Annotated in this window: 20 protein-coding genes; 9 read left to right on the top strand and 11 right to left on the bottom strand. The window is 45.4% G+C overall.

From position 1 onward, the window contains the following. Positions 1-14: 14 nt before the first annotated feature. The 8 genes from DUN60_RS16055 to DUN60_RS16095 form a co-directional block, all read right to left on the bottom strand. Positions 15-863 (bottom strand): carbohydrate ABC transporter permease, encoded by an 849-nt coding sequence (locus DUN60_RS16055; protein WP_017077012.1) that lies wholly within the window; start codon positions 861-863, stop codon positions 15-17. Between the two features lie 46 nt (positions 864-909). Next, the gene (locus DUN60_RS16060) at positions 910-1896 is read right to left on the bottom strand and encodes a carbohydrate ABC transporter permease (protein ID WP_054546148.1); all 987 of its coding nucleotides are present in this window, start codon (positions 1894-1896) and stop codon (positions 910-912) included. A 68-nt stretch (positions 1897-1964) separates the two neighbouring features. Then, positions 1965-3212: an ABC transporter substrate-binding protein gene (locus DUN60_RS16065; protein ID WP_054546147.1), complete on the bottom strand. Its 1248-nt coding sequence runs from the start codon at positions 3210-3212 to the stop codon at positions 1965-1967. Between the two features lie 18 nt (positions 3213-3230). After that, entirely contained in the window at positions 3231-4238 is a 1008-nt protein-coding gene (locus DUN60_RS16070) for a LacI family DNA-binding transcriptional regulator (RefSeq protein WP_054546146.1), read from the bottom strand. Between the two features lie 448 nt (positions 4239-4686). Then, positions 4687-6705, bottom strand: coding sequence for a methyl-accepting chemotaxis protein (locus DUN60_RS16075; RefSeq protein ID WP_114634342.1), 2019 nt, complete (start codon positions 6703-6705; stop codon positions 4687-4689). Positions 6706-6935: 230 nt separating this feature from the next. Further along, positions 6936-8219 carry a carbohydrate porin gene (locus tag DUN60_RS16080; protein ID WP_114634343.1) on the bottom strand — a complete coding sequence of 428 codons (1284 nt, stop codon included), beginning with the start codon at positions 8217-8219 and terminating at the stop codon, positions 6936-6938. Between the two features lie 373 nt (positions 8220-8592). Then, positions 8593-10653 (bottom strand): prolyl oligopeptidase family serine peptidase, encoded by a 2061-nt coding sequence (locus tag DUN60_RS16090; RefSeq protein ID WP_114634345.1) that lies wholly within the window; start codon positions 10651-10653, stop codon positions 8593-8595. 11 nt (positions 10654-10664) lie between these two features. Further along, positions 10665-11582 (bottom strand): LysR family transcriptional regulator, encoded by a 918-nt coding sequence (locus tag DUN60_RS16095; RefSeq protein WP_017075317.1) that lies wholly within the window; start codon positions 11580-11582, stop codon positions 10665-10667. A 247-nt stretch (positions 11583-11829) separates the two neighbouring features. Here DUN60_RS16095 and DUN60_RS16100 point away from each other — a divergent pair, with 247 nt between their 5' ends. From DUN60_RS16100 to DUN60_RS16110, 3 genes are all read left to right on the top strand, one after another. Then, on the top strand, positions 11830-13521 hold the full coding sequence (locus DUN60_RS16100) for an L-lactate permease (RefSeq protein WP_017075318.1): 1692 nt from the start codon (positions 11830-11832) through the stop codon (positions 13519-13521). A gap of 250 nt (positions 13522-13771) precedes the next feature. Continuing rightward, positions 13772-14911, top strand: a complete 1140-nt coding sequence (lldD, locus tag DUN60_RS16105; RefSeq protein WP_114634346.1) for an FMN-dependent L-lactate dehydrogenase LldD — start codon at positions 13772-13774, stop codon at positions 14909-14911. A gap of 176 nt (positions 14912-15087) precedes the next feature. Next, complete coding sequence (locus tag DUN60_RS16110; protein WP_114634347.1) at positions 15088-17943, top strand: FAD-binding and (Fe-S)-binding domain-containing protein; 2856 nt, start codon at positions 15088-15090, stop codon at positions 17941-17943. A 120-nt stretch (positions 17944-18063) separates the two neighbouring features. On the opposite strand, the gene DUN60_RS16115 is transcribed toward DUN60_RS16110, so the two are convergent. Further along, positions 18064-18306 carry a hypothetical protein gene (locus DUN60_RS16115; protein ID WP_114634348.1) on the bottom strand — a complete coding sequence of 81 codons (243 nt, stop codon included), beginning with the start codon at positions 18304-18306 and terminating at the stop codon, positions 18064-18066. Positions 18307-18330: 24 nt separating this feature from the next. Next, positions 18331-19200 (bottom strand): AraC family transcriptional regulator, encoded by an 870-nt coding sequence (locus DUN60_RS16120; protein ID WP_114634349.1) that lies wholly within the window; start codon positions 19198-19200, stop codon positions 18331-18333. A 115-nt stretch (positions 19201-19315) separates the two neighbouring features. On the opposite strand from DUN60_RS16120, the gene DUN60_RS16125 reads away from it, so the two are divergent. From DUN60_RS16125 to DUN60_RS16150, 6 genes are all read left to right on the top strand, one after another. Then, the gene (locus DUN60_RS16125; RefSeq protein ID WP_054546139.1) at positions 19316-20464 is read left to right on the top strand and encodes an aminotransferase-like domain-containing protein; all 1149 of its coding nucleotides are present in this window, start codon (positions 19316-19318) and stop codon (positions 20462-20464) included. Positions 20465-20609: 145 nt separating this feature from the next. Beyond that, a complete protein-coding gene (locus DUN60_RS16130) occupies positions 20610-20945 on the top strand; it encodes a 5-carboxymethyl-2-hydroxymuconate Delta-isomerase (protein ID WP_114634350.1) in 336 nt (111 codons plus the stop codon). 73 nt (positions 20946-21018) lie between these two features. After that, positions 21019-21450, top strand: a complete 432-nt coding sequence (locus DUN60_RS16135; RefSeq protein ID WP_114634351.1) for a GNAT family N-acetyltransferase — start codon at positions 21019-21021, stop codon at positions 21448-21450. 267 nt (positions 21451-21717) lie between these two features. Then, the gene (gene trhO, locus DUN60_RS16140) at positions 21718-22707 is read left to right on the top strand and encodes an oxygen-dependent tRNA uridine(34) hydroxylase TrhO (protein WP_017089989.1); all 990 of its coding nucleotides are present in this window, start codon (positions 21718-21720) and stop codon (positions 22705-22707) included. A gap of 156 nt (positions 22708-22863) precedes the next feature. Then, on the top strand, positions 22864-23121 hold the full coding sequence (locus tag DUN60_RS16145; protein WP_010432560.1) for an HP1242/YdcH family protein: 258 nt from the start codon (positions 22864-22866) through the stop codon (positions 23119-23121). Positions 23122-23217: 96 nt separating this feature from the next. Further along, the gene (locus DUN60_RS16150; RefSeq protein WP_054546133.1) at positions 23218-23742 is read left to right on the top strand and encodes a GNAT family N-acetyltransferase; all 525 of its coding nucleotides are present in this window, start codon (positions 23218-23220) and stop codon (positions 23740-23742) included. Between the two features lie 44 nt (positions 23743-23786). Here DUN60_RS16150 and DUN60_RS16155 read toward each other — a convergent pair whose 3' ends face one another. Then, positions 23787-26702 carry an alkaline phosphatase family protein gene (locus DUN60_RS16155; RefSeq protein WP_114634352.1) on the bottom strand — a complete coding sequence of 972 codons (2916 nt, stop codon included), beginning with the start codon at positions 26700-26702 and terminating at the stop codon, positions 23787-23789. Between the last annotated feature and the right edge of the window lie 91 nt (positions 26703-26793).

Here is a 26793-nt window from a genome sequence, read left to right on the forward strand (position 1 = left end):
TATAACCCTTAAACCTAACCTTTGACTGCGCCGGACGTTAAACCACTGATCATCTGTTTCGATGCGAACAAGTAAGTAATCACGAGCGGTAAAATAGAAATTGTGGTACCTAGCATTACCGCGCCCCATGGCGTATTCGGAATGCCTTGAACACTTCGAAGTGCTTGCGTAATAACATAGTTATCTGGGTTGTTTAGCACCACGAGAGGCTGCATGAACATGTTCCAGAAGAAAACGAACTGAACAATCGCAAGCGTTGCCAGTGCAGGCTTCATCAGTGGCAGTACCACGCTCCAGTACGTTCTGAACTCACCAGCACCATCCAATTTCGCTGCTTCAAGTAGCTCTTTTGGAATCGATGCAATCACATGCTGACGCATCAAGAAGATACCAAATGGTGTGGTGGTGAACGGTAGCCATACCGCCATGTGGTTATCCAGCAAGCCTAAGAATTTCACGATCATGAAGTAAGGGATCAAGCTAAGCACCGGCGGAATCGCCATTGAGCCAACCAGCATGCCGAACAACACGTTCTTACCGCGGAACTTAAACACAGCAAACGCGTAACCACCCATGCTACAAAACAGCAGCGAGATGGTGGTGCCTAAGAAAGCCACGTAAATCGAGTTAAACATCGCTTTCCAAAACGGCATGATTTCAAGCAATTTGGCGTAGTTAATCGCCAGGCTATCGCCAATCGCAAAGCTAATGCCCGTTCCGAAAATTTCAGAACGGTCACGCGTTGATAGCAGTGCCGACCATACAAATGGAAAGACTGTAATTAGCGCTGAAACAACCAGTAAAATGCCTAACATGACCATCAAGATCTTAGTCAGAATATACATGCTGCGTTCGCTTGGCATCAGTCCACTTAGTGGTGAGGTATTTGTCTTAATTGAAGTCGACATCTTAATGTTCCCCTAAGCCTTTCTTACCGAAGAGTAAAAATTGAACTAATGTACAAGTCGCGATGAGTGCAAACAGTAACCATGAGATAGCAGATGCTGTGCCCATTTCTAGCCATTCCCAACCCACTTTGTAGAGGTACATCGAAATAGTTAGACCTGATTGACCCGTACCACCTGTACCACGTGTTAGTACGAACGGTTCTTCAAACATTTGCAGGTTACCGATGATGGTCATCGTGATAGCAAAGAAGATGAATGGACGAATCATTGGTAGTGAAATGTTCCAGAAGCGGCGGAAAGCATTGGCACCATCCATACGTGCAGCTTCTAAAATGTCTTTAGGAATCGTCATTAAACCGGTGGTGTAAAGAACGATGTTGAAACCGGTGTATTTCCAGAAAACCATGATCGCGATAGACGGCTTCACCATAGTGGCATCGTCTAACCAACGGATTGGCTGGAAATCGTTAACCCAAGCAAATGCCCAACCAAACAGCGTGCTATCGGCCAGAGCCATCAGCGTTTGGTTAATGATTCCTGAGTTAGGAGAGTACATGTTGAAGAAAATCAGTGACGCTGCGACCGTTGAAGTGATAAACGGTAAAAAGTACGCTGATGTTAGCCAGTGACGCATGCGATCACCCATAGAAACCAACATGTAAGCCACTGGAATAGCAACTAAATGCTGAGCCACACCTGACGTGATAGCTAACCAAAACGTATTCTTCAATGAACGCCATAACCACGGGTCAGTCAAGGCAATATGATAGTTCTCAAAACCAACGAACTCCATTGCATCCATGCCTCTTACCGGGTTCCACTCGTGGAACGACAGGTAAACGGAGAACAACAGCGGGAAGATCCCAAATACAGAAAAAATGATCAGAAACGGCAGAAGAAATCCATACGGTGTAAGCGCTTTCAAATTTAGACGAGAAAAAAGACTTTTATCCGCAGGTTCTATCGTTGTGCTCGCTGTATGATTCATAGTAACGACCTCTTAAAAAAAGGAAGCGCGTTATCCACGCTTCCTCACTTACTTAAAGTAAAAATAAATTACAAACTGCGTGTGCGACGCTTGATTAGACGTTCAGCCTCTTTCAGCGCTGTCTTGATATCTTTACCTTCATCAAGCACTTCCATTAACGCGTTCTCCAAAATTATAGAACGTGCAACGTGATCGCCTTGTGCTGGAGATACTGGTTTGATATTTTGCGCAACTTCAGCAAAAAGAAGACGTGCTTTTTGTCCGCCAAGGAACTCCATCTCCTCTTGGAAAAGCTCATCGTCATACGTGGTTACGTTAGAAGGGAAGGCCGCGATAGTCTCAAAGGCACCCAGCTGAACATCACGATCAGTCGTCATGTATTCAATAAGAGCCCACGCTTCATCTGGGTTGTCCGATTGAGTTGGAATAGAAAGGAATGAACCACCCCAGCTTCCGTAGATACCATCTGGAAGGTTAGAGACTGCCCATTTACCCGCAGTATCTGGAGCCATCCAGTTTTGAAGGTGACCCAATAGCCATGCGCCAGATAATTGAGTTGCTAACGTACCGTTACGGAAGCCTTCGTACCATTCGTTAGACCAAGCCAGAATGCGGCCGTCTAAGCCTTTGTCGCGAATCTCTTTTGCTACTTCAAAAGCGTGAACAAAACGCTCTGATGTCACCACTGGGTTACCATCTTTATCAAAATAAAGGCCTTCACCCTCAGGAACCGTCGTGAAGATAATGGCTTGTGCAACATCTGATGCTGAAGCGATAAGTTGTACGTTTTGCTCTTTCAGTTTTTCACCAGCAGCGATGTATGAATCCCAATCTTTGATTGCTTCATTAACATCAATGCCCGCTTTTTCAAATACATCGGTACGGTAGTACATAACACCTGGACCAAGGTCGACAGGGATGCCGTACATATCACCATCAGCGCCTTTGCCCTGTGCCCACGCATAAGATGCGAATCGTTCTTCGTACTTATCTGCACCGTAGTTTTCAGACAAGTTAACTAGGCCGCCAGAACCCACGAATGGACCAATTTTCTCAACGTCGACAACAATCACATCACCCGCACCAGAACCCGTTGCAAGGTTCGTTGTCAGTTTAGTGTGGTGGTCACCGTGGTTGTTCATAAGGTAATCAACTTTGATACCCGTTTCCTTTTCGAAATCAGGCAGTAATACCTTTAGGCTGCTATCGAAATCAGGGAAACCGTCGAAACGAATTTCTTTGTCTGCTGCATTCGCAGCTGTTGTACCTAATCCTAAAGCAACCGCGCATGAAAGCGCTAAGGTCTTAAATTTCATGTTCTATCCTTAATATTTTTATAGGGTAACTGGTAAATCCGATACCGAGTTTCTAGTGACCAACGTCGGCAGCAATTTAAAGTTCACGTCATGTTTTATTTTTTTTAGCTTCTGTAGAGTGAGCTGTACTGCTTCAACGCTCATCTCTTCAATAGGGAAATTAATGGTGGTCAAACTAGGGGTCAGATAGCGCGCGAAGATGGTGTTATCGAAGCCCACCAGTGATACATCTTTAGGAACAGACAGCCCCTCTTGATGCAACACCTCGAAGGCGCCAAATGCCATGTGATCATTCGAAGCAAATACTGCTGTGAAATGACACTTACGATTTATCAGCTTCTTCATCGCACTGATGCCAGTCTCTTCAGTAAAGCCCGCTTCCGAGACTAATGCTTCATCGTATGGCACACCCGCTTCTTCCAAGGCCTTTCGATACCCCTGCAAACGCCCCCTAGCATCTGCTTTATCTAAAGGCCCGGTAATACACGCGATATCTGTATGTCCCTTTTGCAATAGATATTGAGTAGCGAGTAGCCCCCCGACTTCGTTATCAATATCAATGCAACTCATCGCCATTTCTGGGATGAAGCGGTTAATTAAAACCACAGGGGTCCCCTGTTCTTCCAATTCAATTAAATAGTCATCACTGAGCAGTTGAGTGTGAAGAATCAAAGCATCAACACGACGCCCCAATAGAAACTCCACCGACTCGCGCTGCCCTTGTTCGGTGTTCGAGCCCGCCGCAACAACAGCGTGGTAACCAAAGCGGCGTAGGTTTTCTTCTATGCTATGCAAGATGCCTGAATAGAAAGAGCCACCAAGCTCTGGAACAACAACGCCCACACTACCAGTACGACTTGAAGCCAAAGCTTGAGCGATAGAGTTCGGGCGATAACCCAATTCTTTGATCGCTTTTTCAACCTTTAGCTTCTTGTCATGACTGACTCGGCTAGTGCCATTAATAACCCTAGACACTGTCGCCTGAGACACACCTGCATGTTCTGATACGTGTTTAATTGTTGCCACTCGAACCTCGATACTTCATTAGCTTGTAACCGCTTACAAAACGATTATTAAAGAAAGGCGTCTTGGTTGAAGTGAGTGTCATCACACTAAAGTTGGAGGTAAAAAGGCCAGTTGTGGAAATCATGAAAGCGCTTACAGATTAACTTCACGCCATGAAACTGTTTCATGAGATTATTGTTCATATTATCAAGATGGCGCTCGGTTACTTGTTCGTCAGATCAAACAAGCCCGCCTAAATCCATTTTTTGAAAACGTTATTTGATGATGAATCCGCAGCTGACGGCAATATACACGGGGAAAGTGACCTTGTTATTTCAATGGCCTTTCGAAATTGTATGAGAACATTTCACGGTAATTTTTAGCTCAAAGCCTTTTCATCAGAAAAAACCAGATACGAAAACGCCCAGCGGAAGGCTGGGCGTGAAATCATGGAAGAAATTAACTGGCTCTAATCTTTGTGATTAGATGATTCCGCTAACTTAAACTCTTGAGTTAATGAGAATTGCTGTTGCGACATGGTTTCAAGCTGTTGACCGTGGGAAAAAAGCACTTGGGAACGTTGCGAGTTATCTTCAGCCAAGGTGTGTATCTGGCTGATATTTTGAGTGACTTGAGAGGCAACGACTTGATGCTCTGTCGTCGCGGTCGCAATTTGATGGCTTCTTTGCTCTACTTCGTTGAGAAGATCAGACACTGTCGATATCGAGTGATTAACTTCGCCGGTTTGTTCTACGCATTGAATCATCCCCTCCACGCACTGATTGATCTGTTCAACCGCCAGTTTAGAGCTAGTTTGCAACTGCTCGATCTTGTTGTGTATCTCTTGCGTTGATGCATTGGTTTTGGCTGCTAACACTCGAACCTCATCCGCAACTACAGAGAAACCACGCCCTTGTTCTCCCGCTCGCGCGGCTTCTATTGCCGCATTCAACGCCAGTAGATTGGTTTGCTCAGAGATCCCAGATATCACATCCAGAATGGACCCAATACTGGCGCTTTCGCTTTCAAGCTGACCAATGGTCGCCGTTGATTCCGCCAGCTTATTTTCTAGGTTGCCCATCAATTCGACGCTTTTATTCATGGTCTTTTGCCCATCACTGGAACTGGATACCGCTTCGGTCACTAGCGTTAGAGTTTGGTTGGCCGCCTGAGTGATCTCCGTCACTGAGCACTCAATTTGTTCCATCGCTGTCGCTACCATCACCGTTTGATTGGTTTGTTCTTGCATCGCTTCACTCAGAGAACGGCTGGTGCTTTGGTTTTCAAGGGAAGCTTCCTTTAAACGTGTTGAGGAGTGGCGCATGTTGTCAATCATTTGGGTCAGGTGACTGATCACCAAATTGACTTTATCGCTCACCAAACCAAATTCATTATTGGCTTGATAGTGAACCATCACGCTCAAGTCTTTTTTGGCGACTTGGTCTAGTGCACTTTGCAGTAATTTACTTGGCTTGCGAATCCCTTTAGCGATGTTCAGCCCGATTAGCAGCGCAATAAAAACCGACCCAATAGCAATGATGGCCTGCATCAACAGTGCTTGATGAGAGAAGTCCATCGACTCGTGATATAAACGTTTAGCCGTGTCTTCCGCATACATAGAAAGCTCATCAAAATGGCTTAACTGCACATCAATAAGCTGGTCGATCTCCACTCTTTGCTGAGCAATGCTCTCATGTAGCTTCACGGTTTCCATATGCGTTGACACAGATCCTTGCGCTGAAAATACATGTGAAGCGAGCAGTGATAAAGACTGTTTACTGCGGCGTAACAAAGATGAGTCCAGATTATCCAAGTCTGATACAGCTTGTTCGAATCGCTCTTTACGACTTTGTAGACGACGTTCAACTCCACGAACCTCCGATGACGTTTGCAGAGAGAAGGCTTCATTCGCTTCTGCGGCAATCAAACTCAACTGAACCAACAAGGCTTCTACCGCTTTTTGCGTGTTACCCGAACTCTTACTCGCCAATTGATTAACCAAGGTGTTATTGAGTTGTCCTACCACAGATTGAAATTGTTCCTGCTCCATCGAACCGAGATCTTTACTATCCAAATAAGAGACGTATAAGTTCAAGGACTGCTCTACCTTATTGATGGTGGCAACGCCCGTTTCTTCAATATTTTGGAGCATGGGTTCAAGTGGTGAGCCCGATTCAGCCTTGCCATCAAACCAATTTAACTGCTGCTGATATCGCTCGATATTACTCAAAACGGTTTGTTTCAGCGGTTCGAGCTCATCAATGTAGTTGGCAGATAAATAGGGAGTAGTACTGCGATTAATGTCCAAAAAACGAATGGTGAGCGTGGAGGATTGGAGCATTAAAGGGGTGGCTTGTTGAGTTATGGTTTCGATGTGTGAGGTTATGTTCTTGTTACTGCTAATACTCAACCATGCGCTACCCAGCATGATTACTATCAGCGTGAAGAAACCTAAATAGACTCGAGACACAATGGAAGAAAGTCTCATCGTTATTCCTTGATCTAGTGGCGAAAAAAAAGGGCACAAAAATGTGCCCAAGAATGGAGTTAATTGAAACGTGCCCTAATCAATCTGCCTTTAGGGCTAAAATGGACAGTATTACTTACTCTTTAAAAGCATAGGTATTTCAACGTATGCTCTTAAAAAGCATGGATATTCGAAAGTATGGCTCTTTGAAAATATGCCTAATTCAAAGAGCTATTGTTTCTAGCTTGTGATTACCACCAAGCTTCAAACATTGCGCCGAACGCAAGTGTATCTGCAGTAACCGTTTCAGTTGTGCCTTTAGTCTCCACATCACCCACTGTTGTGTAGAAACGTAGCATTGGACGACTCCAAGGTAGACCACCAAGTGATACGTTTTGAGATAGCGTGACTTTCCAACCGTTTTTCTCAGAACCATCATCACGATCTTCCATCGCATAGCCCGCTTCTAACCATGTAGAATGCGTGTCATCCCATTGGTACTGTGGACGAACGATACCAGCGTATTCGCTCTGCTCTGTTGCATCATTACCAGAGATGTCTTTGTACGATATAAGGTAATCAATAATGAATTGATCACTCGTTGCGTAATTACCTTCTAAACTTACATAGATAACTTGCTTATCGCCCGCTAACTCAAATACTGAGTTGTCAGCACCGTCAGCGTATTTAGCAACTAACTTGTTGGAATCACCTAAGCCAAGAGTTGCACCGATTTGCCATGCATTTTCATCGCTTACTTTATTCCCGATAGTATCGGCTTCTTCAGACGCGAAACCATAGTTAGCATACAAATCTAGGTTGCCAATACCAGCATTGATGCCGTGAAGTTTCGACGTAATACCATAACGGCCTGAATCATTACCTAGAGCACCGTCTTCGCTATCAACCGCACCAACAAAACCCATATCTAGCTTAATGCCACCAAGGTTTAAGTTGTTAAAGCCCGCACCTTGACCATCGTGAGACATCCAGAAGTAATCGTTCAAACCTTGTTGTGGGCGCTGATGGAAATCACGACCAGCCCATGCGTATAGCTCAGGTTGGCTCTCAACGAAATTAGTGACACCAGCGTACATTTTCTTCAAGTTTACGCCGCCAGAAGAACCCCACTGATCGTTGTTCCAATCATCAAGCATGAGCACTACGTCCCACTTCGCGCCGCTATCTGCTTGGAAAATTTTTCCTAATTGAAACTCACCGCCGTTGGCTTCGTTACCTAAACGACCAAGAGAGCGGCCTGAGCTACCAACTTCAACATAGCGATTGTCTCCATCCGAGTAATGTGCGCCGTAACGAGCGTAACCAGAGAATACAATCCCTTCTGGCACTTTCGTGTCTGGAGTCAAAACTGCTGGCTGTTGATCGTTAACATAATCAATTTCTACAACCTTAGATTCTAACTCTTGAATTCGTTTTTCTAATGCTTCGATATCAGTATCAGCAGCAAAAGAAGAGAGTGAAGCAAGCGACGCCGCCACTGCGACTGTTATTGGCAAAAGCTTAAATTTTTGCATTGTATTTCCCTATTATTTTTTTGAGTTTTCATCGAACAGGGAAATATTAAGCAATGAAAGCGTTGAAAAGTTGGTCGCTGTTCACACTGATAAATCAACTTAAATGCCATGAAACTTTTAGAAAATCCATGATGAAAACTACTGATTTTAGATCAACAGGTTATAGTGAAAAATGCGTAAAATATCAGCTTGAAATCGCTTTCATTTCATCAGTAATGGTGGCGGCTATCACGTAAAAGGGTGCCGAAAGGCAAAGAGAACGAGGTGTGAATTTGATTGGTTTTCATATATATGAAAAACCTCAAAATCTAAGGCAGATTTTGAGGTTTTTTGGTCTGAGTTAAATACCCAGTTATCTAAAACCAAGTATTCGCTACAATGAATCTAGAGACTCAATTCCCATATTGAACAGGGTAAATGCGTAGATATCAGCAGTGAGGTCGATAGCTTTACTCAGCGGCATACCTGCCCCATGCCCTGCATTGACGTCAATACGGATCATCACTGGCGCGCCACCTTCATGCTTATCTTGCAGCTCTGAAATGAATTTATAAGAGTGAGCTGGCACCACACGGTCATCATGATCAGCGGTCGTAACAAGAGTCGCCGGATAATCTACGCCGCGCACCACATTGTGTACCGGTGAATAACCAAGCAGGTATTCAAACATCTCTTTATTCTGCGCTGACGTGCCGTAATCGTACGCCCAGCCTTCGCCAGACGTGAAGGTGTGGTAACGCAGCATGTCCAACACACCGACCGCAGGCAGAGCCACTTTGAACAGCTCAGGCCTTTGCGTCATACACGCGCCAACCAACAAACCACCATTAGAACCGCCGCGGATCGCTAACTTATCACTGCAGGTGTAATTTTCTTCAATTAAGAACTCCGCTGCCGCAATAAAGTCATCAAACACGTTCTGCTTCTGTTGCTGAGTTCCGGCTTTGTGCCACGCCTTACCATACTCACCACCGCCACGCAGGTTAGGTACCGCATACACACCACCCAGCTCCAACCAACTGCCGACCGTGCCCGAGAAAGCAGGCGTTAGGCTGACATTGAAACCACCATAGGCGTACAACATTGTTGGGTTATTGCCATCTAACACGAGTCCCTTCTTATAAGAGATAAGCATCGGAACCTGTGTGCCATCTTTCGAGGTATAGAAGACCTGCTTAGATTCGAACTTGTCCGATTCAAAAGGAGACTCAGATCGTTGATAAATTTCTGAGTTACCCGACTCGACATCAAAAGAGAAAATGGTTGGCGGCGTAACATAGTTGGTAAAGGTGTAATAAAGCTGGGTTTGCTCTTTTTTACCACCCAAGCCACTGGCCGTTCCGAGATCAGGTAAATAGATTTCACGAACCAGATTGCCTTGGTAATCCAGCTGTTCAATCTTGGACACCACATCGACCATGTAATGAGCAAACAAGTAACCACCGCCCGTGCTGATGTCTAATGGCTGTGGCTTTTCGGGAATGATATCGAGCCACTGTTGATTGCGAGTATCAAAGCTCACCACCTTGCCGTTTGGCGCATCGAGGTTGGTGTATAAGATGAAGACTTCGTCTTGGTTATCGATGAGGTAAGTATCGCTATCCACATGATCAATCAGCGTGTTCAGCGATTGTTCTGGTGAATTTAAATCGATATAGAACAGTCTGTTACCCGATGTCGACTCTCGCCCTAGGATGATCAAGTAGCGGTCGTCTTCAGTGGTGTAGCCAGATACATAGCGATGCTGCTCGGTATTGTTCTCACCAAAGATCACCTTGTCGCTGGCTTGTTCTGTTCCCAACTCATGGAAGTACAGCTTGTGCTGTTCAGTGCGTGCAGAAAGTTGGCTACCGTCTGGCTTATCGTAACTAGAGTAATAAAAGCCACGATTACCCAACCAAGAGATGCCGGTGAACTTCGCATCGGTAATTTCGGCTTCAAGCTGCTGTTTAGTATCGGCATCAATCACAAAGATCTTGCGCCAGTCGCTGCCGCCCTCGGAGATGCTGTACGCAACTAAACTGTAATCTTTTGAAAACGACACTGAGCCAAGTGATGTGGTGCCATCTTCCGAGAAGGTATTCGGATCTAAGAAAATCTCTTCTTGTTGCCCTTCTTTCTGACGATAAAGAATACTGTGATTCTGCAGGCCATCATTCTTATAGAAGTAGGTGTAGTCGCCTCGCACAAACGGCTGCGAGCTCTTTTTGTAGTCTTGCGCTTTCGCTAATCGCTCTCGCAGTTCTGCGCGATACGGGATTTGAGCAAGGTAATCGAACGTTACTTCATTTTGACTCGCCACCCACTGTGCGGTTTCATCACTTCGATCATCTTCTAGCCAGCGATAAGGGTCTTCAACTATTTGATCAAAATAATCATCGCTGACGATCTGTTTGTTGGTGATTGGATATTGATACTCTTTTGAATAGCTCATCGTGATCCTTATTAAAAATAATGTGAAATCGTCAGATAGCGAGTTCTGATGTGTTCAATCAACAACTTAATCTTGTTAGGTGGCTGACGAGTGAACGGGTACACCGCATAGATACCGAGCTTCTTGCCGACCAAATCAGGGAAGATATCCACCAGCTGGCCGTTACGAATATCGTGATAAACAAGACAGCGCGGCACATACGCGACCCCATGACCGCCCAACGCCGCCTTTCTTAATGCTGTCGCATTATCGGTAGAAAAAGAGCCCGAGACGCGCACTATGTATTTATCGTTATCAGTAAAGCCATCTTTACTATGTAGAAATTGCCACTCACTAGCGCCCGTTGTTTGATAAGCGTATTGCAGGCAGTTGTGATCCACCAAATCTTTGGGCTGCATCGGCTTACCGTTTTTGGCGATATAAGACGGAGAAGCACACACCACCCATTGCGAATCAAGGATATGACGAGCGATTAAACTGGAGTCTTCCAAATAACCCGTTCGAATAACCAAATCAAGGCCATCATCAACCAAGTCGACAAAGCGATTGTTAAGTGACATATCGACCGTTAAACCTGGGTGCATATTACAAAACTCGGCAACAGCGTCTGCCAGAATCAAATCTCCCGAGATAGTAGGCACTGACATTTTGATATGACCACTGACATTTTCACCAAAGCCTGAAACTGCGTCCATAGCCTCTTGAGCCGCCTGCTTCACATTTTTGGCGCTATGTAACATTGCCTTACCCGCCTCAGTAAGGGTCAATTTACGCGTCGTTCGATACAATAATTGTACGCCTATCTCTTCTTCCAGACGCGCAATTCTTTTACTAACTACCGAATTCGTAAGGTTATTTTGTTCTGCCACCTTACTAAAGCTACCCAGCTCTACGACCTGTGAAAACAGGATCAAATCGTCTGCTCGCATTTGATTATGCCAATTTTGGAATTAATTATTTTCATTATTTCCCTATATCAATAAAAAATAAAGGGGTAAATTCACGCCAAATTAACAAAACAATTACAAACACAGCTTTTGGAATCAAATCGATTACAAATACAGCAACTCTAATTACAACAACTGAATCCTCGAGATTCAGATTACACCTACAAAACCAATAACGTGTTATTCACTTCAAACATGAACGTTTGAAAACAAGTACGAGGAAGTACCCATGAGTGAAACTCTACTAGCTCTATTGGCCTTTTCGCCAATAGTAGTTGCAGCGATACTGCTAGTCGGCCTTAACTGGCCAGCTAAAAAAGCGATGCCAGTGGCATTTGCATTAACCGTTGCTATCGCCCTATTAGCTTGGGATATGTCTGGCACTCGCGTGTTGGCTTCAGTATTCCAAGGCTTCGGCATTACCGTGTCGGTTCTCTGGATTGTGTTTGGCGCCATCTTCTTATTAAACACTTTGAAACACACCGGAGCTATCACCACCATCCGCAACGGTTTTACTGATATCTCAGCAGACCGTCGTGTACAAGCGATCATCATCGCTTGGTGTTTTGGTTCATTCATTGAAGGCGCATCCGGCTTCGGTACACCCGCTGCAATCGCCGCTCCTTTACTCGTTGCAATCGGTTTCCCAGCGTTAGCTGCGGTTCTGATGGGCATGATGATTCAATCTACGCCAGTATCATTCGGCGCGGTTGGTACACCTATTATCGTTGGTGTGAACAAAGGTTTAGATACGCACAACATCGGTGAAAGCCTGATTGCCAATGGTTCAACATGGGATGCTTACCTACAACAGATCACATCAAGTGTTGCGATCATCCACGCCTGCGTTGGTGTGATGATTCCTGTATTGATGGCGATGATGCTGACTCGCTTCTTCGGCAAAAACAAAAGCTGGACTGAAGGTCTTGATATCCTACCATTCGCACTGTTCGCAGGTGCCGCTTTCACCATTCCTTACGCACTAACGGGTGTTTTCCTAGGAGCTGAGTTCCCATCACTGATTGGTGGTTTGGTTGGCCTAGCAATTGTTGTAACAGCAGCAAAACGCGGCTTCCTAGTACCAAAATCAAAATGGGATTTTGAAAGCGAAGATAAGTGGCCAGCAGAATGGTTAGGTTCTTTGAAAATCGATTTAGACGACAACAAAGGTCATAAAAAAATGAGCATGGCGATGGCGTGGGCACCTTACGTGCTGCTCGCTGTCACTCTAGTTGCTAGCCGTGTGAGCCCTGAGTTCAAAGGCCTACTTAAGAGCGTTAGCCTTTCTTTCAGCAACATTCTTGGCGAGACAGGCGTAAGCACAGCGATTCAACCTCTGTATCTACCTGGCGGCATCTTGGTCTTCGTCGCACTGGTTGCTGTTCTAATGCAATCACGCAGCGCAGCACCATTGGCTAAAGCCTTTGGGGAATCGAGCAAAACACTGATTGGTGCCGGCTTTGTGTTGGTGTTCACCATCCCAATGGTCCGTATCTTCATTAACTCAGGTGTGAACGGTTCTGATTTAGCGAGTATGCCAGTAACAACTGCTAACTTTGCAGCTGACCTAGTCGGCGGCGCATTCCCAGCGTTAAGTGCAACGATTGGTGCGTTAGGTGCCTTCATTGCAGGATCTAACACAGTTTCAAACATGATGTTCAGCCAGTTCCAATTCGAAGTAGCACAAACACTGTCTATCTCTAGTGCGGTGGTTGTCGCTCTACAAGCGGTGGGCGCAGCAGCAGGTAACATGATTGCGATTCACAACGTGGTCGCCGCATCGGCAACCGTAGGCTTACTAGGACGTGAAGGTGCAACGTTACGTAAAACGATTATCCCAACGTTCTACTACTTGGTGATGACCGGAATCATTGGCCTAGTAGTTGTCTACGGTTTCAAAATGACAGACGCACTTATGTAAACCATAAGTCGTTACAAAAGCACTTGGCGTTAATACTCAATTCCCCGACTGCAACACCGTCTAATAAGACAGTTGATGAGTTTCGGAATGGATACTAAAACACATCAACACCCTCGAGTATTAACGCCATTTTATTGCTTTACAGGTTTACAGCTTAAGAAAGAACCAACACTTACTTTTTCAAGAATTAAAGCAGCCCAAGCCAAGCTCTCATAGAAGGGCAACATCCCAAGAATTTAGGACTGAAATTATGATCATATCCGCATCGACTGATTACCGCGCCGCAGCAAAAGCGAAATTACCACCGTTTCTTTTTCACTACATTGACGGCGGTTCTTACGGAGAACATACCCTACGCCGCAACACGGCCGATCTTGCAGAGATCGCGCTCAAGCAGCGTGTCCTCAATGACATGTCAGATCTGAATTTGGAAACCGAGTTGTTCGGCGAAAAGCTGGCAATGCCAATCGCCTTAGCGCCAGTTGGCTTAACCGGCATGTACGCACGACGTGGCGAAGTACAAGCGGCTAAAGCGGCTGACAACAAGGGGATTCCTTTTACCATGTCTACCGTGTCGGTGTGCCCAATTGAAGAAGTCGCACCTAAGATCGAACGCCCAATGTGGTTTCAGCTTTACGTGCTAAAAGATCGCGGCTTCATGAAGAACGTATTGGAACGTGCAAAAGCGGCAGGCGTAACAACGCTGGTTTTCACGGTTGATATGCCTGTACCAGGCGCTCGCTACCGTGACATGCACTCAGGAATGAGTGGCCCAAATGCAGCAATACGCCGCGTATTTCAATCTATGCGTCATCCTAGTTGGGCCGTTGATGTAGGTTTACTAGGTAAGCCACACGATCTTGGCAACATCTCGACTTACCGCGGCTCTCCAACCAAACTGGAAGATTACATCGGTTGGTTAGGTGACAACTTCGACCCATCGATTTCGTGGAAAGACCTAGAGTGGATCCGTGATTTCTGGGACGGCCCAATGGTCATCAAAGGCATTCTTGATCAAGAAGATGCAAAAGACGCCGTAAGATTTGGCGCAGACGGCATTGTGGTTTCAAACCATGGTGGTCGTCAGCTGGATGGCGTTCTATCGAGTGCTAAAGCCTTGCCTGCGATTGCAGATGCAGTAAAAGGTGACACCAAAATTCTGGTCGACTCTGGTATTCGTACTGGCTTAGATGTGGTTCGTATGATGGCGATGGGCGCAGACTGCACCTTGCTTGGCCGCTCTTTCGTTTACGCGTTAGCGGCACAAGGACAATCAGGCGTTGAGAACCTGCTCGATCTTTACGACAAAGAGATGCGCGTTGCCATGACATTAACAGGCGCCAAGACAATCAAAGACTTAACTCGTGAATCTTTGGTAGGGCTAGATTAATCCGCCACGATTCTGATTTAGATTCAAGTTCAGATTCAAACTAATGCTTTGGTCTACTTAGACTGAAGTTCAATCGGTGTCACAGCAATTCCACTGCCGTTGTGACACCGTTTATGCACTGGAAAATAATATAAAAAAACAAATCAGTGCCAAATAAGAAGCACAAGGAAGCAAAGATGGAGACAACCACATCCCATGAGAGAGTAGTAGACGCACAAGCTTATCAGCAGCTTGAATCGATACTGGCTCAAAAAATAGAAACAGAACGCATTGTCACTCAAGAGGCAAAGCGATTGGCTTACGGCACCGATGCGAGTTTTTATCGCTTGGTGCCGAAAATGGTTCTAAGGCTGAAAAGCTTAGACGAAGTCATATTCACCATTCAAAGCTGTCGCGAACTGGGTATTCATTTTACCTTTCGCGCCGCAGGCACTAGCCTTTCAGGGCAAGCCGTTTCAGACTCGGTACTCATCACACTGACCGACGACTGGCGTGGCCACGAGATCGTCGATAACGGTAATCAAATCATCCTGCAACCCGGTGTGATTGGCGCCGATGCCAACAAATACCTCGCCCCTTTCCAACGTAAAATCGGCCCTGATCCAGCTTCAATCAATACTTGTAAAATCGGTGGTATCGCGGCGAATAACGCCAGTGGCATGTGTTGTGGTACTGCGCAAAACTCTTATCGCACCGTCGAGAGCATGAAAATCGTATTGAGTGATGGTTCCCTACTTGATACCGCAGATAACGCCAGCGTTGAGGCGTTCAAGCAGTCACACAAAGCGCTGTTTGAAGGCATTGTTGATTTACACAGACAGACAGCTTCAAACCAAGAGCTCGCTGACAGAATTCGCCATAAGTATCGCCTTAAAAACACCACCGGCTACGCGCTCAATGCCTTGGTCGATTACCACGACCCAATTGAGATCATCAAACACTTGATGATTGGCTCTGAAGGCACGCTAGGCTTCATCGCAGAGATCACGTATAACACGGTTATCGAACACCCAAACAAAGCCTCGGCTCTGTTGGTGTTTGCCGACATCGAACAAGCCAGTAAAGCCGTTACTACGCTATCAAAAACGCCAGTTGCTGCAGTTGAATTGATGGACGGCAGAGCGCTGCGCTCAGTAGCTGATAAACCGGGTATGCCTGCATTTATGCCAAGCTTGGACTTGGAAGCCGCGGCTATTTTGGTGGAATCACACGCCAGCTCCCAGCAGGACTTAGATTTACAATGTAAATCAATTTTGGATGCATTGACTGAATACACGATTGTTGAATCGGTGCCTTTCACTTCCGATCCAAAGACAGTCGCAACCCTATGGGGCATCCGTAAAGGTATGTTCCCTGCGGTCGGAGCCGTTCGTGAAGTCGGTACGACTGTTATCATTGAAGACGTTGCCTTTCCTGTCGAAAACCTTGCTAATGGTATTCGAGAGCTGCAAGAGTTGTTCGATAAATTCGACTACAGCGAAGCGATCATTTTTGGTCACGCCCTCGAAGGCAATCTGCACTTTGTCTTCACTCAAGGCTTCGACAGCCAAACAGAAATCGATCGCTACGGCGGTTTCATGGATGACGTTGCCGAATTGGTTGCGGTGAAATACCAAGGTTCTCTGAAAGCAGAGCATGGTACTGGTCGTAACATGGCGCCTTATGTGGAGCTAGAATGGGGCAAAGATGGCTACGCCTTAATGCAACAGATCAAAGCGCTGTTTGACCCAGAAAGACTGCTCAACCCTGGCGTTATTATTAACGACAATCCGAATTCACACATCACCAATTTGAAGCCAATGCCTGCTGCCGATGACCTTGTCGACCGCTGTATTGAGTGTGGATTTTGTGAGCCTGTTTGTCCGTCTCGCACTTTAACCCTATCGCCACGTCAACGCATTGTTCTCTACCGAGAACTGCAACGCCGTCGCGCTGCGGGCGAAGAGATAGAAGCAAGCGAACTAGAGAAAACCTTTGAATACCAAGGTATCGATACCTGTGCCGCAACTGGCCTGTGTGCCGAGCGTTGCCCTGTGGGAATCAACACCGGCGACTTGATCAAGAAGCTTCGTATTGCCAAGTACGAGAAATTTACGCCAATCGCAAAGTGGACAGCGGATCATTTCTCGACCACCACTAAACTAACCAAGGCTGGCCTCAAAACCAATCAAGTGGCGAGTAAGATTTTAGGCGCAAATACCGTAGGCAAGCTAACCAATGGCTTGCGCTCAATGACTAAAGGCGCGACACCCGTTTGGATGCCGGAGATGCCGCAATCCAATAGCCACTCGCTAGTCTCATCCCCAGTGACGGTAAAATCCTCAAGCAATCACAAGAAGGTGGTTTACCTGCCTTCGTGTGCGAGTCGCACCATGGGACAACAGAGTGATGCGGGCGACCAACGTCCTCTAACTGAAGTGACCATGTCTTTGCTTAACAAAGCCGGATTTGAGGTTATTCTTCCGAAGAAGCTAGATGACCAATGTTGTGGCATGCCTTACGACAGCAAAGGAATGACCGATTTAGCCCAATCTAAAGCGCAACAGCTCGAAGAAGTATTGTGGCAAGCGAGTCGTCAGGGTGAATACCCAGTCTTAATGGATACCAGCCCATGTGCTAAACGCAGTATTGAACAGTTCACCAAACCGTTAGAGGTATTAGAGCCAACAGGGTTTGTGAATCAATACCTGCTTGAGCACTTGACACTTGAGCCGCTGCAAGAAACCGTGATGCTGCATGTCACTTGTAGCTCTCGTCGAATGGGTTTGGAAGGCGCGATGTTGAACCTTGCTAAAGCCTGTACTGAAGAGGTCATCGTTCCTGAGCATATTCAGTGTTGTGGTTGGGCGGGTGACAAAGGTTTTACCACGCCAGAGCTGAATGAGGCGGCAGTGCATCCACTCAAAGAACAAGTGCCGAGCAACTGTACTCGCGGCTTTAGTAACAGCCGAACCTGTGAGATCGGTTTATCACACCACAGCGGCATTCCGTATCAGTCAATCTTGTACTTGGTTGACGAAGTGGCGCAATAGCTTCGCGCTTACTCCGAGCGATGCGCTCTAGCTTAAAACGAAAAATGGCAGCCCAATCAGGCTGCCATTTCTTTATTCGTTTGATAAAACGTTATTTAGCTAGTTGTTACGAGCTGACAGTTAGAGAGATAAGCGCATCAACTCTTCTGGCAAGTAGTGTTCTGCTTCTGCACCTTTGGCGATTAAGTCGATCACTTGGAACTCACTCATATCACCGAACTCTTTAACTAAGTAATCACGAAACGCTTTCTCGTTCGGCCACTTACCTCGCACGATATAGCCCTCTTCTTTGTCAAAATCTTCCGTTTCAAAGAAGGAGAAGTCGGTCATACCAATATTGTGGCAATACAAAACAAGATACATAATTATTCCTCAAAAACGGGGTTACTAATAAAAACTCACAGGGAGGTAGAAATCAAGCTCAAACACTTCATCACTATTGAGAAAATGGTTCCGATGATAATGCACATACGCAGGAGTCGAACGCTGTTTGAAACCAGAAGCCGGTAACCATTTTTCCAATACCATACTGATCTGTGGTAGCAGCTCACCATAACGACCATTAAGTCGAAACACGGCATGCAAACCGCCTGGAATCACCATTTGGTTCACGACACTGCGATACTTAATCGCCTCATCAATCGCGATGCACGCTACATAACGACACTGATCCATTTCAACCCAAGCAGGGTTAGAGTGATGCAAGCCGAACTGACTCGAAAAATCACGCTGTTCAGAGTTCGCCCATGCTTTCAATATCAACCAAGCATTGCGAATGGATCGGTTATAGCCAGTATGTCGAACATAAGCTGCCATTCGGTCTGATACTTCAACAATTTTAGGTTCCGGCAACTCCCGCTGCGACACATTCAAATAGCCTGCCGCCACTTCGGGATCTTTCAGGTAAGGTTTTTCTGCAATCTGTAAATCATGCTTACGCCATTCTCCGGGCGACATATTAAAGGTCGCTTTAAATGCTCGACTAAACGAGGACACAGAGCTAAAGCCACATTTATGGGCTATCTCAACCACAGACGAGCTGGTATCGAACATCAATTGATTAGCCGCATACTCCATTCGAGTGCGTCTAATGTATTGATGCAACGACTCCCCAACCACACTTTTGAACGTGCGATGAAAGTGTTGCTCTGAATACGCAGCAATCTCAGAGAGCGCTTTTGCCGACAAAGGCTGACTGATGTCTTGGTGAATATGGAACAAAACATCATTGATTCGGGATATGTGTTGTCGTGACATCGTTCAAATAGCATAAATGGACATGTTTAAGAGCATAAACGGACACGCTAGTTTTTACAATTGCCGTGTAATATCAAGCGATAGAATAAAAACGATAAACGACGAGACACAACACATGGAAATCGCACAGTCATTACAACAGATTCAATCTTCATACATTCGAGAGATCCTCGCAGCCGCAAGCGATCCAAATGTTATTTCGTTAGCCGGTGGTTTACCCGATGCGAAAACATTCCCTATCGATTTAATGAAGCCTACGCTAGAAAATCTAGCGAACATGCCTGAAGTTTTCCAATACGGTTCGACCGCAGGTTATGGCCCGTTGCTTGATCACCTAACACAAAGCTACCAATTGCCAGAATCTCACACGGCAATGATCTGTACAGGTTCTCAGCAAGGTTTGGATTTGATTGCACGTGCTTATGTTGATCCGGGTGATGTGGTTGTGATGGAAGCGCCAAGTTACCTAGGTGCGATGCAGGTTTTTGGCTTAGTTCAAGCAAACATTGCGACTGTGTCTCAAACAGAATTTGGCCCGAACCTGGATGAGCTGGAAACGTGCTTTGCACAGCAAGCGCCGAAAATGTTCTATGCCGTACCTGATTTCCACAACCCAACCGGCGTGTGCTGGGCAACAGAAACTCGTCAAAAAGTGGCTGAGCTGTGTATCAAATACAACGTAGCCTTCATTGAAGATGCACCATACCGTGAGCTACGTTTCACTGGTACGGAACTGCCGTTGGTTTCTTCGTTCTGCCCTGATAACTCTATCGTTCTTCGTTCATTCTCTAAGATTGCATCGCCAGGTCTACGTATTGGTGCGGTAACAGGCAAACGCAGCTACCTTGAGCCACTGATCAAAGTGAAGCAAGGCGCTGACTTGCACTCAAGTGTACCCATGCAAGCGCTGCTTGTTGGTCTTCTAAAGCATGAAGACTTCAACGTACATATGGAAAACATTCGCACACTGTACAAGTCTCGTTATGAAGTGTTGTTCTCAGAACTAGAAAAACAACTGCCTGCAGATTGCGTGTTAAAAGCCGTTGATGGCGGAATGTTCATTTGGGTTGAAATCCCAGAGTGTGACACCTTTGAACTGGCTAAAACTCTACTTTCGAATGGTGTGGCAGTTGTACCAAGCCCAGTCTTCTATCCAAAAGCAGATGAAGCAAAAGCCGCACTGCGCTTGAACTTCACCAACGCCAACCCAGAAGAGTTGACTGAAGCGGTGAAACGCTTAGCGGAAGTACTGAACCAAGCGTAATCGCTGACCGCTTTGGTGATTGCCTGAGCGGCTTATTGCCGAGAAAGCCGCAACGAATCAGCATTAAAGGTCAATGTCATTCTCAACAAGAGAGTCACATTGGCCTTAATTTTAGGTCGCTATAAAACACAGAAAGGACATCACTTTGCCTCATTGTATTATCGAACACTCATCCACTATTGATGGTCAGCAACTCAATCAGAAAGTGTTTCTCGGCGCGATGGAATCTCAATTGTTCTCACCAACAGGAGAAGACATCAAAGTACGCAGCCTTGCCTACCAGCATTACCAAACAGGTGAAGTAAAAGAAGACTTCGTGCATGTCTCTGTGCGTATTTTGTCTGGGCGTAACGAAAGCATTAAAACGATGCTCTCCAAGTCCATTTTGGATCAATTACTGACTCTTCCACTATCCAATGCTTCGCTGACCGTAGAGATCATTGATATAGACACAAGTAGCTATTCAAAAGCCTTAGTTTAAAGGCAAGTCACAAACGAACAGCCCCTCAAATAGAGTATTTTCAAAGCATTAGTTAGACAGCATGGAGCAATAAATGGAAGTGGTGATTGGTAACAACCCTGAATTGATAATGAAAGCACAATCCATTCGTCATCAAGTCTTCGTTGTTGAACAAGGCATACCGCAGATATTGGATCTTGATGGGCTCGATCCTGTCTCACATCATGCACTCATGACCGATGAAGATAATTTAGTCGCGACTGCACGCTTGCACATTGATGAATCAGGACACTCAACTATGGCGCGTGTTGCTGTTCTACAGCCTTATCGAGGATCTGGTATCGCATCTAAAATTGTTATAGCACTTCTAAAACATGCCTCTGAACATGGTGCTAAAGTAATTGAAATCCACGCTCATCAATACCTAAAAAATTACTATGAAAAGTTTGGCTTTAAGTTCATTCGTGAAGTAGAAATCGTCGGGGAACACCAGCTCATTGAAATGAGATACAACATAAGTTCGTAGCCAAATATTCAATAAACAACAAGATATCACTACTTATCTGAGCTGAAACTGTTTATCAAATAGCTACCATTTTCACACACCTAAAACCACACTGATAACAATGCTAAATAGCCCTACTTTTGGTTGGTTTTTGTCCTTCCTTGGCTTGGTTATACTGCGGCGGATTTTAATAAGCCAATATGGGCAAACCTGAGTGAATTAAACTCAGTCTGTATCATAAAAGGCAACGCTCTGGATTTACGTTCCAGCTCGCAGAAAGGAAAAACCATGTCTCAATATGTTGTATGTGCTCTGTATAAATTCGTAGCACTTGATGATTACCAAGAAATTCGCCAGCCACTCACTGACGTGTTAGAAGCCAACCAAATCCGCGGTACTTTGCTACTTGCGAGTGAAGGTATCAACGGCACCGTTGCAGGTAAGCGCGAATCTATCGACGCTCTTCTTCAATGGTTCAAACAAGATTCTCGTCTAGCTGATGTTGTTTACAAAGAGTCGTTCAACGAAGAACAGCCATTCAACCGCACCAAGGTTAAGCTTAAGAAAGAGATCGTAACCATGGGCGTTGAGGGCATCGACCCACGCCACGTTGTCGGCACTTACGTGAAACCAAACGAATGGAACGCTCTGATTTCTGATCCTGATGTGATTCTGGTTGATACTCGTAACGACTACGAAGTCGATATCGGTACATTCAAAAATGCTGTAAACCCAAACACAGAAACCTTCCGCGAGTTCCCTCAGTACGTTGAAGAAAATCTCGATCCTAAGAAACACAAAAAAGTCGCAATGTTCTGTACTGGCGGTATTCGTTGCGAAAAATCAACGGCCTACATGAAAGAGCAAGGCTTTGATGAGGTTTATCACCTTGAAGGCGGCATTCTTAAGTACTTAGAAGAAGTACCAGAAGAAGAGAGCATGTGGGAAGGCGACTGCTACGTATTTGATGGTCGTGTTGCAGTAAACCACCAGCTAGAAAAGAGCGGTTACGATGTGTGTAACGCTTGTCGTCTGCCAATCACTGACGAAGACAAAGCCTCTGAGCACTTTGAGAAAGGCGTAAGCTGCCCTAAGTGTATTGATAAGCACAGCGACGAGCAGAAAGCCCGTTTCCGCGAACGTGAAAAGCAAGTTCAACTGTCGAATGCTCGTGGCGAAACCCACGTAGGTGGCGAAGCCGCTCACCTTATCGACCAACGTAAGAAAGAAAAGCTAGCACACAAAGAGCAGCAACGTTCTGGTAAGAAAGCGAAGTAGTATTTGATCCTACTAAAATAACAAAGGGCATTAACGCATCCAAACTGGAACGTTAATGCCCTTTTTTGATCCTACTCTCGCTTTGTGTTTAGGAACACATTTATCTTCAAAAATAGGCTCTATACTGAAGTTAATTAGACAAGTGAGGAAGTGCCAATGCTCAATGAAAACCATGCCTTTATCTTAGATTTCCCAGATCTTAAATTAGACATTGTTCAGCTCAACCACGACGACGAAAAATTCAAAGCAGACATGCAGAAGTACCACCAACTCGACTACGATATCCGTCAGCTAGAAATCTCTGGCAGCCCTATCGATGACGACAGCATGCACAACCTCAAAGTAGAGCGCATGGCGCTAAAAGACTCGCTACACAAACAGCTCACGCGCCACCACGCACTTAAGATCGTATAGAAAAATCAATCCAAGACTTTATTCTAAGCCATGCATCACGCATGGCTTTTTGGTTTTATCACATCGCAAATCTAAGCTAATTTGGCTTCTTCAATTATGTTACTGTTTGCTTATTCAAAGGCGTTTGATAAGGAAGCAATCAGAGTGGTAATAAAAGAAGAGAATATACAATTCCAGCTCGTTTCAAATTCTGAATTCGAAGAACGGTTTACGTGTGTTAAACAAAGTCTTTTCATACACGTCGATAGTGTTTTCGGTTGGGATGACGACTTCCAACGCCAACGACTTTTAAACGATTACCATCCCTCTTGGTTTCATTGGGTATACCGAGGAAAAGAGAGGATTGGACTTGTGTGTTTTAAGCCTTATGACAACGCATACCATATTCATCTGCTGATCATTTCCCCTCAATACCAAGATCAATCTCTTGGTAAAAAAGTCATGTCACTCATCCACGAAAAAGCCCATCAAGAGCAACGAAACCAAGTCACTCTGTCGAGCTTTAGAAGTAACACCCGCGCCATTCGCTTTTATCAGTCACTTGGCTATCAGGTTATTGATGACAGTGATGAAGATTTTGTGGGGATGGCTCTCAACCTAGCTAACTCTAAGTCTCGCTAACCATAGAGAAAATACAGATAGCGAGTAGGTAGAGAGCGTTTACTTTAGCGCGCGCTTGAAATATCTAACTTCTCAATCAACGACGAAAAGCCCCAACCGTTCTCGCCTTCGACCACAGGTTCTCCGGTCAAATACTCAAACAGCGTTGGCGCTAAAGATCCGTTAGCTTCGATTTTCAGTTGCTGAGAGTTATCGCCAATTGGCGCTCCCCAGAATCCGATGAAAGCATCTTTCTCTAAGTAATCCTCACCAGCATGACGCCCCGGTACCTTGGTGTTGTAGCCAATTCCCGCTTTAGGGAACAAGTTAACCGTGCCAGCCCTATCTTCAAGGTAGATATTAGCCAGTTGATTCACTGAATCTGGTCGAGGTGTTGGTTGCGTTAATGAAGTCCACTCAGCACTGCTACACCACGTTGTCACATCCGCTTTAACCGCTCGGTTAATACACTTTTCTACCAATTGAGAATATTGTGAAAAATCAGCTTCGCTTGGTGATGCTAGGTATGGATTTAACCTTTGCGTATTGAGCAAAATCGGCGCTCGGTTGTCTTCCAATGACTCATAGAAAAGCTTGTCACCTTCGCGGGTAATTAATTCGTCGACTCGTTTTAAATCTCGGTTACCAATTACACGAACCGCACAACGTTGTTGGTCACATGTGCTTTCTCTTACGACCATATAATCAAGACTTTCAGGCAAGCGCTGCGCTATCTGATTAATGATGTCTATGTTCTGACCATCTGGCGCTGCAATCGGAGACCACTGCGTGAGTTCTTGGTAAACCGGCTGAACCTGCCACCCTTGAGCCGAATTAAAGAAGTCCATCATGAAATTACCACCAGCAGTAGAGGCGACCACCACATCCAATTCCTTCGAGCTTGGGTAGCTTAGAGCATTGGTGATTTTAGGCCCTTCACCCTCGTCTGAAGATATCTTCTTAACCACAATTGGATACTCTAGCTCTGCTTGTAAGCCTTCAAATACCTGCTTTTCGGGATTGAGCGCGTAGAACACCGGCGTTAAACCATGATCCCCAGCCATGCCCCATAGCGTTTTATCGTAAACGCCTGCACTGCGGTAGGTCGCTTCAATCTGGCGAATCCAATAGTCCAGTCGGTTAAGCTCTCCAGTCGGCATCAGAATTTCGTCACTAAAAGGGCCGGTAAAGTGCGCGAAGTGATCCGGCCATGGGTTATACACCAAGGTGTAGTCTGGCATCCCTTTTCCATCTAACTCGGCAAACTGAGTGATCGACTGTTTAACCAGAGCTCTCTTTGAAAACTTAGTGAAAAAATCAAAGCCAGATATAGACTGATACGCTTCAATATCTTCAATCAAGGCTTGACGCTTTTCTTGCAAAACCACTTCGACTTCTGAACGCTCTTGAAGCTCTTTAACGCAGCGTTTCTCACCATAATCACGCAGTGACTCACCCAAACCTAGGTTTACTAGCCCATCGTAAGTGGTGTGAGCATTCCAATCATATTGAGCGTTGCAGTTCAGTGTTTTTAGGTAATCAAGGCGATCAAACATGGTCTGCACCTTGTTGTTTGCCATCAACACATCTAACTGCAGGGCATCATTGCCGAAAAAGTAATACGCACGATCGATTTCTCGGTCGACAAAGTGGAAATTAGGGATACCCGTACCACCGTTACCAGACACTTTTGCGCCCGTTTTAATGATCGGTAGGTTGCGTACACTGATTGTCGGAGTAGAAGAGATACCTACTCGGCTTATATTATTTCGATTCTCTTGATAGAGTTTTTTGAAGAACGGAAGATAATTCGGATCACGGTAGGTTTGTTCAGACAGAACTTCCATGAACCTCACCTGTTGTTGATGCTCAGGCTCAATCACCTTTTCTAACTGAAGTTTATATTGCGCTCGGTTTTTATGATTTTGGTAAGCAACCGAAATGAAAGGTGAATTTTCATCGACCAACCCCTCAATCAATCCTTGCTGTAAACCATCGACTGTCACTTGGACCGCAAAACGTTTGTTCTGTTGGGATTCTAAGAACAGAATGAGCGCATCAGGCTGGTAACTGAACGCTTGCTGCATCCAATCATCGAGCGCTTCTGCACGTTCTTCTTTAAACACAAACTGTCGGTAGGCTTTCAGCAAGTTTAAGCGCACAAAATCAATGAGAGTGATAGTAAGAGCTTGTGCTTTGTTATTCGGCTTATCAGCGTTTTCTGGTTTGCCATCTTCTGCAATCGCCAACATTGCAGACTTCATGTCGCCGTCATCCATTCCCAATGCCGCTTTACCGATCAAATCAACGATGATCGGTTGAATCTGAGCGATGATCGCTAGATCTTCAGGGCTATTGGTTAAGTATGTGTAATTCGCAGGGAGCATGTCCATATCCTGCCAAACACCAATTTCGAATAACGCATCGTAGATAACCACCATGTTGGCAATGAACTGTTCATCGATACGAATACCTTCATGATGTCCCGTTGCTTCAGTCGAGGTATCTGGCTCGTGATGCTCTGAGGTTGGCTTATCTCCAACATGATAGAGGCTATGTTCAAAGCCCTTTAGCGCCTGCTTATCATAAACCGTCGACAAGTAAGATTTGAACACATCTTCACTGCCCAAGCCTGAATAGCGGTCGTAATAGCTATAGAGAAAATAACCCAAAGGAATTGAGTACGTCGGGTTGGATAACTGAGCAACGACTCTGGCTTTTGTTTTGGCATCTAAAGGAAGTGCGAGAATATACGCATCTAATGTAACGCCACCAATGGTGAAAAGTGCTGCATCGCGAGTGAGTTTGGCAGAATAACTTAGGCTTGAAAGCACCTGATTTTTCAACACTTCACTGGAGCTAAACACGCCACCAATGACGGGCGTTGTTGATATATCAGCGGCACTCGGAGCTGACGCAACCGCCAACGATAAGACACTGAATAAACTGGCGTAACTTCGAACGTGAGAATAAGAGCTCATCAAATTTCCTTTAGATCAACACACTTCTATAAATACGACTTATTGTTTCAGTTTGCATTTATTAGTCAACCTATGAAAACGTTTGTTTTCT

The sequence above is a fragment of the Vibrio splendidus genome (assembly GCF_003345295.1).
GTDB classification, from domain to species: Bacteria; Pseudomonadota; Gammaproteobacteria; order Enterobacterales; family Vibrionaceae; genus Vibrio; species Vibrio splendidus_K.